The sequence below is a fragment of the Rugamonas sp. DEMB1 genome, from assembly GCF_029834475.1.
GTDB lineage: Bacteria > Pseudomonadota > Gammaproteobacteria > Burkholderiales > Burkholderiaceae_D > Rugamonas > Rugamonas rubra.
On the sequence record NZ_CP122407.1, the window covers coordinates 311354 to 323020 of the forward strand.

The following is an 11667-nucleotide window of genomic DNA, read 5'->3' on the forward strand; positions in this document are numbered from 1 at the left end:
TTGGAGGTGGGTATGACTACAACTTTATGGCATGGGCGCGCCGCCGCGCAGCAGATCGACGGCCGCGCCTTCATCGGCGGCCAGCGCGTGTGGGCCAAATCGGAGCAGCGCTTCGACAATCTGTCGCCGATCGACGGCCGCAACCTTGGCGCGGTGGCGCGCTGCGACGGCGCCGACGTCGACGCGGCGGTGGCCGCCGCGCGCGCCGCCTTCGACGACGGCCGCTGGGCCGGCAAGTCGCCGGCGCAGCGCAAGCGCGTGCTGATCAAGTTCGCCGACCTGGTGCAGCAGCACGGCGCCGAGTTGGCGCTGCTCGAAACGCTGGACATGGGCAAACCGATCAAGTACAGCCAGAGCGTCGACGTGGGCGCCACGGCCAACACGCTGCGCTGGTACGGCGAGGCGATCGACAAGATCTACGACGAGATCGCGCCGACCGCCGCCAACAGCCTGGCGCTGATCACCCGCGAGCCGGTCGGCGTGGTGGCCGCCATCGTGCCGTGGAACTACCCGATGATCATGGCGGCGTGGAAGATCGCGCCGGCCCTGGCCGCCGGCAACAGCGTGGTGCTCAAGCCGTCGGAGAAGTCGCCGCTGACGGCGCTGCGGCTGGCCGACATCGCGCTGGAGGCGGGCATTCCGCCCGGCGTGTTCAACGTGCTGCCCGGTTTCGGCCACGAGGCCGGCGCCGCGCTGGCGCTGCACATGGACGTCGACTGCATCGGCTTCACCGGCTCGACCCGCACCGGCAAGCAGATCCTGCAAATGGCCGGCCAGTCCAACCTGAAGCGGGCCTGGACCGAGTTGGGCGGCAAGTCTGCCAACATCGTCTGCGCCGACTGCCCGGACCTGGACGCGGCGGTGGCCTCGGCCATCGGCTCGATCTACTTCAACCAGGGCGAGAGCTGCAACGCGCCCTCGCGCCTGTTCGTCGAGGAGTCCATCAAGGAGCGCTTCCTGGAGAAGGCGCTGGCGATGATGCCGGACTTCCAGCCCGGCGATCCGCTCGACGAGGCCACCGTGATGGGCGCCATCGTCGACGCCACCCAGTTGAAAACCGTGATGGGCTACATCGAGGCCGGCAAGAGCGATGGCGCCAAGCTGCTGTCGGGCGGCCGCCAGGCGCGCGGCGAGAGCGGCGGCTTCTACGTCGAGCCGACCTTGTTCGACCAGGTCGACAGCTCGATGACCATCGCCCGCGAGGAGATCTTCGGGCCGGTGCTGTCGGTGCTGTCGTTCACCGACGTGCGCGAGGCGGTGCGGCAGGCCAACGCCACGCCCTACGGTTTGCAGGCGGCGGTGTGGACCTCCGACATCAGCAAGGCGATCCAGACGGCGCGGGCGCTGCGCGCCGGCACGGTGCACGTCAACCAGTACGACGGCGATGACATCACCGTGCCCTTCGGCGGCTACAAGCAGTCCGGCAACGGCCGCGACAAGTCGCTGCACGCCTTCGATAAGTACACCGAGTTGAAGACGACCTGGATTCAGATCGGCTAGTCGATTGAGCGTTGACCCCGCACCCCGGACGCCGGGGTCAGACCCCTTTGGGGTCTGACCCCTTTCAGCCGCCATGCGGGGTAGTGCATCGACGAATTGGCAGCCAAAACCGCACCTGGCAGAAAAACATGAACAAAACTGAAGTAAGCACGGTGACCGACCACCCGTCCGAACTGGCCGCGCAGGGCATCAAGTATGTCTTCGCGCAGTTCACCGACATCCACGGCGCGGCCAAGGGCAAGCTGATCCCGCTGGCCCATCTGGACGACATCGTCCATCCCGGCGCCGGCTTTTCCGGCCCGTCGATCTGGGGCACCGGCCTGCCGCGCAACGGGCCGCGCTCGGAGTACTACGGCCGCGCCGACCTGAGCACCTTGCAACCGATGCCCTGGCTGCCCGGCTACGCCCGCGTGGTGCTGGACGGGCATGTCGCCGGCCAGCCCTTCGCGCTGTGTCCGCGCCAGGTGCTGCGGCGCCAGGTCGAGCGTTTGGCGGCGCACGGCTGGACCTTGAACGCCGGCCTGGAGCCGGAGTTCTTCCTGCTGCAAAAAGGCCCGAACGGCTACGACTCCGAGGCCGCCGACACGCTGGAAAAACCCTCCTACGACACCAAGAGCCTGCTGCGCCAGCGCGGCTTTCTCGACAAGCTGACCACCTCGCTGGACGCCTGCGGCCTGGGCGTGTTCCAGATCGACCACGAGGACGCCACTGGCCAGTTCGAGGTCAACTACCGCTACGCCGACGCGCTCAAGGCGGCCGACAACTTCATGCTGTTCAAGATGGCGGCCCAGCACATCGCCGAGGAGCAGGGCCTGCTGTTCTCGATGATGCCCAAGCCCTTCGCCGAGCGGCCCGGCAGCGGCCTGCATTTCCACCTGTCGCTGGCGGACGCCGACGGCAAGCCGGTTTTCGCTGCGGAAGATGATGCGCGTGGACTCGGTTTGTCTGGGAATGCGTATCATTTCATGGCCGGCCTGCTGCTACACGCGCCGGCCTTGACCGCCTTGTGCGCGCCCACCGTCAATTCGTACAAGCGCTTGATGTGCGGCCGTTCGTTGTCCGGCACCAGCTGGGCGCCTTCCTTCATCGGCTACGGCGACAACAACCGCACCACGGTGGCGCGGGTGGTTTACCAGCGCGTCGAATGGCGCCTGCCCGACAGCTCGGCCAATCCCTACCTGGCGCTGGCCGGCGTGATCGCCGCCGGCCTGGACGGCATCGAGCAGCGGCTCGATCCGGGCGAGCCGGTCAACCACGACGTCTACGAGCTGTCCGACGCGGCGCGCGCCGAACTGGGCCTGCACATGCTGCCGCAGAACCTGGGCGAGGCCGCCGCCGCGCTGAAGGCCGACGAGGTGCTGGCCGCCGCGCTGGGCAAGGCCTTGGTGGCGGAGTTCGCCGCGCTGAAAAGCGCCGAGTGGAACGAGTACAGCCAACACGTCAGCGCCTGGGAAACCAAGCGCTATCTGGACCGCTTCTAAACCAAGAGAGTAAAGATGAGCCAAGCCATGCGCGACTTTCTGCGCGAGCGCAATATCCACGAGGTGGAGTGCGTGATCGCCGACATGACCGGTATCGCCCGGGGCAAGATACTGCCGAAGGACCTGTTCCTCAGCGAGGGCGAGATGCGCCTGCCGAAGAGCGTGCTGCTCAACACCGTCAACGGCGAGCAGCCCAACAACCTGCCCTACGTCGGCGCCACCGACCCGGACATGATCTGCGTGCCCGACCTGGCCACCCTGCGCCAGGTGCCGTGGGCGGCCGAGTCGGTCGCGCTGGTGATCCACGACTGCCAGAACTTCGACGGCAGCCCGGTCGGCCTGTCGCCGCGCGCGGTGCTGCGCAAGGTGCTGGCCTTGTACGCGGAGCGCGGCTGGCAGCCGGTGGTGGCGCCCGAGATGGAGTTCTACCTGGTGGCGCGCAGCGCCAACCCGCACGAGCCGCTGGTGCCGCCGCTGGGCCGCAGCGGCAAGACCGAGTCGGGCCGGCAGTCGTATTCGATCGACGCGGTGAACGACTTCGACCCCTTCTTCCTCGAGCTGTCGAGCTTTTGCAAGCAGCACTCGCTGGGCGTGGAGACCTTGATCCACGAGGCCGGCGCCGGCCAGATGGAGATCAATTTCAGCCACGGCGACGCGCTGGAGCTGGCCGACCGCGTCTTCCTGTTCAAGCGCGCGGTGCGCGAGACGGCGCTACGCCACGGCATCTTCGCCACCTTCATGGCCAAGCCGATGGAGGCCGAGCCGGGCAGCGCCATGCACATCCACCAGAGCGTGGTGGACAAGGCCAGCGGCGCCAACATCTTCAGCAACGCCGACGGCGGCGCCAGCGCGTTGTTCTTCCACTATATCGCCGGGCTGGAGACCTACCTGGCGCCGGCCACGCTGCTGCTGGCGCCGCACGTCAACTCCTACCGCCGCCTGTCGCGCTTCATGTCGGCGCCGACCAATGTGCATTGGGGCTACGACAACCGCACCTGCGGCATCCGCATCCCCAATTCGGCGCCGCTGAATCGACGGGTGGAGAACCGCGTGCCCGGCGTCGACGTCAATCCCTACCTGGCGATGGCGGCCACGCTGGCCTGCGGCTACCTCGGCATGCGCGACAGCCTGACACCGTCCGAGCCGACCGCCGACAGCGCCGAACACGTGCACGACCAACTGCCGCGCAACCTGGAGGACGCCATCGTCCGCCTGCGCGAGTGCCAGCCGCTCGGCGAGATCCTCGGCGAGCTGTTCGTGCAGGCCTTCTGCGAGGTGAAGGAACTCGAATTCGCCACCTACAGCCGGGTCATCAGCTCGTGGGAGCGCGAGCACCTGATGCTGTTGGTGTAGGGGGCGGCCATGGCGCAAGCAATCAGACACGGCGTCGACTGGGCGCGCGCGCAGGCGCTGGCGGCGCGCGAGCTGGCCGCCTTCGTGGCGCGCAATCCGGCCTCGAAGGCGCTGGCCGGGCAGGCCGCCGAGCACCTGCTGTTCGGCGTGCCGATGCACTGGATGAAGGACTGGTCGACGCCGTTCGCCTTGACCGTGGCCGAGGCCGGCGGCGCCCGCTTCAGCGACGCCGACGGCCACGACTACATCGACTTCTGCCTGGGCGACACCGGCGCCATGTTCGGCCACGCGCCGGCGCCGGTGGCGCAGGCCATCGCGCGCCAGGCCACGCGCGGCTACACGGCGATGCTGCCGTCGCCGGACGCGGCGCCGGTGGCGGCCGAGCTGGCGCGCCGCTTCGGCCTGCCGTTCTGGCAGTTCGCCCTGTCCGCCTCGGACGCCAACCGCTTCGTGCTGCGCTGGCTGCGCGCCGCCACCGGGCGCGACAAGATCCTGGTGTTCAACGGCTGCTACCACGGCACCGTCGACGACGTGTTTGTCGACCTGGTCGACGGCCTGCCGGTGCAGCGCGATAGTTTGCTGGGCCAGGTGTACGCGCTGACCGAGCACACCGTCGTCGTCGAGTTCAACGACCTGGCGGCGTTGGAGGCGGCGCTGGCCGGCGGCGACGTCGCCTGCGTGCTGGCCGAGCCGGTGATGACCAACATCGGCATGGTGCTGCCGCAGCCGGGCTATTGGGCGGCGGCGCAGCAGATCCTGCGGCGCCACGGCACCTTGTTGGTGATCGACGAGACGCACACCATCAGCAGCGGACCGGGCGGCTACGCGCGCGAGCACGGCATGGCGCCGGACGCGCTGGTGTTGGGCAAGCCGATAGCCGGCGGCGTGCCCTGCGCGGTGTACGGCTTTTCGGAGGAGGTGGCGCGGCGGGTGGAGCGGGCCAAGCGCGCGGCGCCGGCCGGCCATTCCGGCGTCGGCACCACTTTGAGCGCGAACATGTTCGCCATGGCGGCGATGCGCGCCAATCTGGAGCAGGTGATGACGGAGCAGGCCTACGCACACATGTTCGTGTTGGCGGCGCGGTTGGCCGACGGCTTGCGCGCGGCCATCGCGCGGCATGGCTTGCCCTGGTGCGTGACGCGGGTTGGCGCGCGCACCGAGTTCCAGTTCGGCGCCACGGCGCCGCGCAACGGCAGCGAGGCCGGCGCCATGCTGGATGGGGAGCTGGAGCAGATCATCCATCTGTATCTGCTCAACCGGGGGCTGTTGATCACGCCCTTCCACAACATGCTGTTGGTGTGTCCGCAGACCGGCGCCGAGGATGTGGCGCGGCTGCTGGCGGTGTTCGACGACTGTTTGGGCGAGTTGGTGTAGCGGCTGTATTCGATTGAGCGTTGACCCCGCACCCCGGCCACCGGGGACTCGGCGTCCCCGTCAGACCCCGTACGGGGTCTGACCCCCTTCAGCCGCATTGCGGGGTAGGGCGGCGCTCAGCCTAGTGCCACCGTGCTTAGAAGCAGTGTTCGAGCGCCGGGAAGCTGCCGTCCTTGACCGCTGCGACGTAGGCGCCGACGGCGGCGTCGATGCTGCTCTGGCCTTCCATGAAGTTCTTCACGAAGCGCGCTTTGCGGCCCGGGAAGACGCCCAGCAGGTCGTGCATCACCAGCACCTGGCCGGAGCAGTCCGGGCCGGCGCCGATGCCGATGGTCGGCATGGTCAGCAGCTCGGTGACTTCCTTGCCCAGCTGCGAGGGGATCGCTTCCAGCACCACCATCGAGGCGCCGGCCGCCTGCAGGGCCAGCGCGTCGGCCTTCAGCTGGTCGGCGCTTTCGGTGGTCTTGCCCTGCACCTTGTAGCCGCCCAGCTGGTGCACCGACTGCGGCGTCAGGCCGATGTGGGCGCAGATGGGCACGGCGCGCTCGGTGAGGAAGCGCACGGTTTCGGCCAGCCAGGCGCCGCCTTCGATTTTGATCATGTGGGCGCCGGCCTGCATGATCTGCACGGCGTTGGCGAAGGCCTGCTCGGGCGTGCCGTAGGCGCCGAAGGGCAGGTCGGCGACGATCATGGCCGACTTGCTGCCGCGCGCCACGGCGGCGGTGTGGTAGGCCAGTTCGGCCACGGTGACCGGCAGCGTCGAGTGGTGGCCGTTGCAGACCATGCCGAGCGAGTCGCCGATCAGCAGCACTTCCACGCCGCAGCGGTCCATCAACGAGGCGAAGCTGGCGTCGTAGCAGGTCAGCATGGTGATTTTTTCACCTGCGGCGCGCAGCGTGCCCAGCGTGGTGACGGTGACAGCCTTGGTCGCGACCGGCTTGGCCGGCGCAGGTGTCGTTGCGGTGGCGGGCTTTTGGCTCGCCGCCATTTCGTTGCCTTGCAAATAAGCAGACATGGTCAATCCTTAAAATAGAAAATGCTAACGGCGCTAGTGTAGCCCTGTTGTGGTTTGCCCGCCGGCGGGCGCCAAACCGACCGGTTCGCTATCCTAGCTGCGGAAAATGAAGTAGACGGCGCCGACCAGGCACAGCCCGGCCCAGACGTAGTCCAGCTTGAAGGGTTGGTTCATGTAGAACATGGCGAAGGGGACGAACACGGTCAGCGTGATCGCCTCCTGCATGATCTTCAGCTGCGCCAGGCTGTACTGGCTGTAGCCGATGCGGTTGGCCGGCACCTGCAGCATGTATTCGAACAGGGCGATGCCCCAGCTGATCAGGGCGGCGATCCACCAGGCCTTGCTCGACAGGCTTTTCAGGTGGCCGTACCAGGCGATGGTCATGAACACGTTCGACAGCGTCAGCAGGCCGACGGTTTGGACGATGACAGGAATTTGCATACTGGCTTAGTCGAGGAGGCTGATGGCCTGGTCGGCGACGCCGGCCAGATAGCCTTGCGCCGGGCCGAGGCCGGGAATGTCGATGTGCGGCGCCAGTGCCAGCAGCGGCACCAGCACGAAGGCGCGCTCGGCGAGGCGCGGATGCGGCACCGTCAGCGTGGCGCTGGAAATGCGCTGCGCGCCGTACAGCAGCAGGTCCAAATCCAGGGTGCGCGGGGCGTTGCGGTAGGGCCGCTCGCGGCCGTGCGCCTGCTCGATGCCGTGCAGCGCCTGCAGCAGCTGCTCGGCGTCCAAGGTGGTGGCGATGCGGGCGACGGCGTTGATGTAGTCGTCGCCGCTGGAGTCGATGGGGGCGCTGCGGTAGTGGCCGGAGGCGGCCTGCAGCGTGCAGCCGGGCAGGCGCGCCAGGCGGGCCAGCGCGTCGACCACGTTGGCGCGGGCGTCGCCCAGGTTGGCGCCGATGCCGATGTAGGCGACGACGACGTCCGCCGCCGCCGCCACTGGGCCTGCGACGGGATCAAACCCTGCCTTCATTCGCCTTCGCCGTCCGGATTGCCGGTGCCGCCGACGATGGCGGCCTTGCCGCGACCGCCACGGCGTGGCGCGCGCTTCTTCTTGGCGCCCTCGGGGGCGCGGCCGACGTTGGCGACCAGGTCGTCGCGGGTGGCCTCGTCGCCCTCGTAGAAGGCGGTCCACCATTCGCCCAGCTCGGCGTCGATCTCGCCGGAGCCGCAGCGCAGCAGCAGGAAGTCGTAGCCGGCGCGGAAGCGCGGGTGCTCGAGCAGCTTGTGCGGCGACTTGCCGTTGCGCCGCTCGAAGCGCGGCTGCATCGACCAGATGTCGCGCATGTCGGAGCCGATCTTGCGTTGCAGCGCCAGTTTTTCGGTCTGCGAGTCGAGCACGTCGTCGGCCGCGAAGTGCAGCGCGGGGATCGGCAGCTCGCCGGCGGCGCGGTAGGCGGTCCACTTCTCCAGCACCTGGTGCCACAGCAGGGAGGCGAACAGGAAGCCGGGCGAGACGGTCTTGCCGGCGGCGATGCGGGCGTCGGTCGAATCGAGCGCCAGGGTGACGAACTTGACGCCGAGCGGCTGCTCGAGCACCACGTCGAGCAGCGGCAGCAGGCCGTGGTGCAGGCCTTCCTTGCGCAGCTGTTGCAGGCAGGCCAGCGCCTGGCCGCTCATCAGCAGCTTGAGCATCTCGTCGAAGACGCGGGCGGCCGGCACGTTGTTGATCAGCGGCGCCATGACGGCGATCGGCGCGGCGGTGGCCGGCTCGATGGTGAACTTGAGCTTGGCGGCGAAGCGCACCACGCGCAGCATGCGCACCGGGTCCTCGCGGAAGCGCGCCTCGGGCTGGCCGATGATGCGCAGGGTCTTGCCGCGGATGTCCTCGACGCCGCCGTGGTAGTCCAACACCTGCTCGTTGGCCGGGTTGTAGTACATGGCGTTGATGGTGAAGTCGCGCCGCACCGCGTCCTCGGCCTGCGAGCCGAAGGTGTTGTCGCGCAGCACGCGGCCGTGCTCGTCCTTGGGCGCCGAGTCGGAGGTGGTGCCACGGAAGGTGGTCACCTCCAGCAGGTCCTGGCCGAACATGACGTGGACGATCTGGAAGCGCTTGCCGATGATGAAGGCGCGGCGGAACAGCTTGCGCACCTGCTCCGGCGTGGCGTTGGTGGCGATGTCGAAGTCCTTCGGCTTGACGCCGAGCAGCAGGTCGCGCACCGCGCCGCCCACCACGAAGGCCTCGAAGCCGGCCTCCTGCAGGGTGCTGGTGACGCGCACCGCGTTCGACGACAGCAGCCGTGGCTCGATGCCGTGCTCCTGCGGGCCGAGCACCACCGGGGTGTTGGCGTCGCGTCCGCCCTTGTTTTTGGTGCCCAGGATTTTGCGGATCAGTTTCTTAATCATTGAATAGGTCGAGTAGTGGCCAGCCTTGGGCTGAAGCGTGCGTTTTCAGCGCGGCGTTGGGGTTGGTGGCGACGGGGTGGCTGACCAGCCGCATCAGCGGCAGGTCGTTGTGCGAGTCGCTGTAGAAGTGGCTGGTCCCGAAGTCCTCGAGCCGGTGGCCCAGACCGGCCAGCCAGGCGCGCGTGTGGGTGACCTTGCCGGCGCCCTGGGTCGGCGTGCCGAGCAGCTTGCCGGTGGGGCGGCCGGCGCCGTCGAACTCGGGCATGGCGGCGATCAGGTGGTCCACCCCCAGCGCCTTGGCGATGGGCGCCGTGACGAAGTGGTTGGTGGCGGTGACGATGGCGACCAGGTCGCCGGCGTCGGCGTGGCGTTGCAGCAGGGCGCGCGCCTGCGGCTTGATGGCCGGCAGGATCACCTCGTCCATGAAGCGCGCCTGCATGGCGTCGAGTTCGGCGCGCGGGAAGCGCGCCAGGGTGCCGAGCGAGAACTCGAGGTATTCGACCGGGTCGAGCGTGCCGGCCTGGTACTGGGCGAAGAAGGCGTCGTTGCGGCGCGCGAACTCGGCGCCGTCGACGGCGCCGATGCGCACCAGGAACTGGCCCCACTCGTGGTCCGAGTCGATCGGCAGCAGGGTGTGGTCAAGGTCAAATAGGGCGAGATTCATCATTCTTTCGCTTCCGCCTGCAGCCATTCGCGCAGCAGCGGCAGGGTGATCGGACGTTGGGTTTCAAGGGAATACTGGTCGAGCGAGTCCAGCATGGTCGACAGCGAACGCATGTCGCGGCGAAAATGGGACAGCAGGTAGGGTAACACGCCGGGCGACAGCGTCAAGCCGCGGGCGGCGGCGGCGCTGCTCAGGGCGGCCACCTTCTCGTCGTCGCTCAGGCCGTGGATCTGGTAGATCAGGCCCCAGCCCATGCGCGTGCGCAGCTCCGTCGCGCACCGGCAGCACGGCCGGCGCCACGGCGCCGCTGCAGACCATGAAGGCGCCGTTGGCGCGGATCTCGTTGAACAGGGCGAAGGCGTCGATCTGCGCCACCGGCGACAGCTTTTCGCAGTCGTCGAGCAGGTACAGGTCGACCTCGGGCACGTAGACGAACTCCGATTCGATCGAGAACGGCGAGATGTAGCGCGCCGTCTTGTCGCCGTGCGTGGTGTCGGCCAGCGCCTTGAGCAGGTGGCTCTTGCCGACGCCGGCCTCGCCCCACAGGTAGGCGAAGTGTTCGCGCGAGCTGCGCGCGGCGAATTGGCCCATCAACTGGGTCGCCTCGGCGTTTTGTCCCACCTCGAACGATTCGAGGCTGTGCGCCTGGTCTGCGCCTAAATCGAGCACCAGTTGTTTCATGGCGTTCGCCCTGTCCTGATAGTTTGCATATGCGTTTTCTGTGTAACGTTACGCATTATAGAAGCTGCTGCTCAGGTAGTGGCGGCGCAGGTGCTTAAAAGCGACCATTAAGATGGCCGAGGCGGGCAAAGCCAGCAGCACGCCGACGAAGCCGAACAGCTGGCCGAAGGCCAGCAGGGCGAAGATCACCGCCAGCGGATTGAGGCCGATGCGCTCGCCGACCAGGCGCGGGGTGAGGAAGAAGCCCTCGATGACCTGGCCCAGGCCGTAGATGGCGGCCACGGCGATGACGCCGCTCCAGTCGGCGAACTGCAGCACGGCGGCGATCAGCGCCAGCACCAGGCCCAGGCCGAAGCCGAGGTAGGGGATGAACACCAGCAGGCCGGTGATGATGCCGACCGGCAGGGCGACGTCGAAGCCGGCGATCATCAGGCCGACCGAGTAGTACACCGCCAGCACCAGCATCACCAGCAGCTGGCCGCGCAGGTACTGGGCCAGCAGGGTGTCGACCTCGTTGGCCATGGCCAGGGTGCGGCCGATGTAGCGGCGCGGCACGGCGGCGGCGACGCGCGCCAGCATGGGGTGCCAGTCGAGCAGCAGGTAGAACAGCACCACCGGGATCAAGACCACGGTGGCGATCCAGCCCAGCACGGCGGTGCCGCCGACGCGGGCCGAGGCCAGCACGGCGCTCCAGATCGCCTCGCCGCTGCTGGCCATCTGCTGGCTGACGATCTTCTTGATGCCGGCGCTGTCGAGGCGCACCTTGAGGCCGAGCTCCTGCAAACGGGGGCCGAGCAGGTCGTTGAGCTTGGCCAAAAAGGCCGGAATCTGCGCCTGCAGCAGCGGAATCTCCTTCTGCAGCACCGGCACCACGATCAACACCAGGGCGGCGATGGCGCAGAAGAACAGCACGACGACGACCACCACGGCCAGCGGGCGCGGCACGTCGAAGCGGCGGAAGCGCAGGTGGTCGAGCCGGTCGACGCCCGGGTTGAGGGCGTAGGCGAGGATGGCGGCGGCCAGGAAAGGGGTCAGCACGGGGCCCAAAGCGAGCAGCAGGAGCAGGAAGGCGCCCCATACCGCGATCCAAAATGCCGTTTGCTTTTGCTCTAGCGAGAGGGGAAATGGCATGGATTCAGAGTTCGGCTGGTTAAAAAGAGGAATAAAAAGGCTGATGGACGGGGCAGTTTGATAAAATAGCGGATTGAACGGATTTGAGTCTGCGCCCGCCGCATGTGCGCAATTCCGGTC

The 11667-nt window shown here is 68.0% G+C and carries 10 protein-coding genes and 1 pseudogene; 4 read left to right on the top strand and 7 right to left on the bottom strand.

From position 1 onward, the window contains the following. Nucleotides 1-12: 12 nt before the first annotated feature. The 4 genes from QC826_RS01385 to QC826_RS01400 all read left to right on the top strand — a co-directional run bounded on the left by QC826_RS01385 (nucleotide 13) and on the right by QC826_RS01400 (nucleotide 5708). The gene (locus QC826_RS01385; protein WP_279764078.1) at nucleotides 13-1500 is read left to right on the top strand and encodes an aldehyde dehydrogenase; all 1488 of its coding nucleotides are present in this window, start codon (nucleotides 13-15) and stop codon (nucleotides 1498-1500) included. A gap of 128 nt (nucleotides 1501-1628) precedes the next feature. Next, complete coding sequence (glnT, locus tag QC826_RS01390; RefSeq protein WP_279764079.1) at nucleotides 1629-2981, top strand: type III glutamate--ammonia ligase; 1353 nt, start codon at nucleotides 1629-1631, stop codon at nucleotides 2979-2981. Between the two features lie 15 nt (nucleotides 2982-2996). Continuing rightward, the gene (locus tag QC826_RS01395) at nucleotides 2997-4334 is read left to right on the top strand and encodes a glutamine synthetase family protein (protein WP_279764080.1); all 1338 of its coding nucleotides are present in this window, start codon (nucleotides 2997-2999) and stop codon (nucleotides 4332-4334) included. 9 nt (nucleotides 4335-4343) lie between these two features. Continuing rightward, nucleotides 4344-5708 carry an aspartate aminotransferase family protein gene (locus QC826_RS01400; RefSeq protein WP_279764081.1) on the top strand — a complete coding sequence of 455 codons (1365 nt, stop codon included), beginning with the start codon at nucleotides 4344-4346 and terminating at the stop codon, nucleotides 5706-5708. 136 nt (nucleotides 5709-5844) lie between these two features. Here the strand turns inward: QC826_RS01400 and panB are convergent, their stop codons facing one another. The 7 genes and pseudogenes from panB to QC826_RS01435 all read right to left on the bottom strand — a co-directional run bounded on the left by panB (nucleotide 5845) and on the right by QC826_RS01435 (nucleotide 11547). Continuing rightward, entirely contained in the window at nucleotides 5845-6696 is an 852-nt protein-coding gene (gene panB, locus QC826_RS01405) for a 3-methyl-2-oxobutanoate hydroxymethyltransferase (RefSeq protein WP_279764082.1), read from the bottom strand. A 120-nt stretch (nucleotides 6697-6816) separates the two neighbouring features. After that, the gene (locus QC826_RS01410; RefSeq protein WP_093381961.1) at nucleotides 6817-7164 is read right to left on the bottom strand and encodes a DMT family protein; all 348 of its coding nucleotides are present in this window, start codon (nucleotides 7162-7164) and stop codon (nucleotides 6817-6819) included. Nucleotides 7165-7170: 6 nt separating this feature from the next. Continuing rightward, nucleotides 7171-7698: a 2-amino-4-hydroxy-6-hydroxymethyldihydropteridine diphosphokinase gene (folK, locus tag QC826_RS01415; protein WP_279764083.1), complete on the bottom strand. Its 528-nt coding sequence runs from the start codon at nucleotides 7696-7698 to the stop codon at nucleotides 7171-7173. After that, nucleotides 7695-9071 (bottom strand): polynucleotide adenylyltransferase PcnB, encoded by a 1377-nt coding sequence (gene pcnB / locus QC826_RS01420; protein ID WP_279764084.1) that lies wholly within the window; start codon nucleotides 9069-9071, stop codon nucleotides 7695-7697. Before pcnB ends, folK begins: the two co-directional genes overlap by 4 nt. Further along, nucleotides 9064-9735 (bottom strand): HAD family hydrolase, encoded by a 672-nt coding sequence (locus tag QC826_RS01425; RefSeq protein ID WP_279766354.1) that lies wholly within the window; start codon nucleotides 9733-9735, stop codon nucleotides 9064-9066. Before QC826_RS01425 ends, pcnB begins: the two co-directional genes overlap by 8 nt. Beyond that, nucleotides 9735-10416: pseudogene (hda, locus tag QC826_RS01430) on the bottom strand (DnaA regulatory inactivator Hda). The gene QC826_RS01425 and the pseudogene hda overlap by 1 nt, the downstream one beginning before the upstream one ends. Nucleotides 10417-10464: 48 nt before the next feature. After that, the gene (locus QC826_RS01435) at nucleotides 10465-11547 is read right to left on the bottom strand and encodes an AI-2E family transporter (protein WP_093381970.1); all 1083 of its coding nucleotides are present in this window, start codon (nucleotides 11545-11547) and stop codon (nucleotides 10465-10467) included. Nucleotides 11548-11667: the final 120 nt, after the last annotated feature.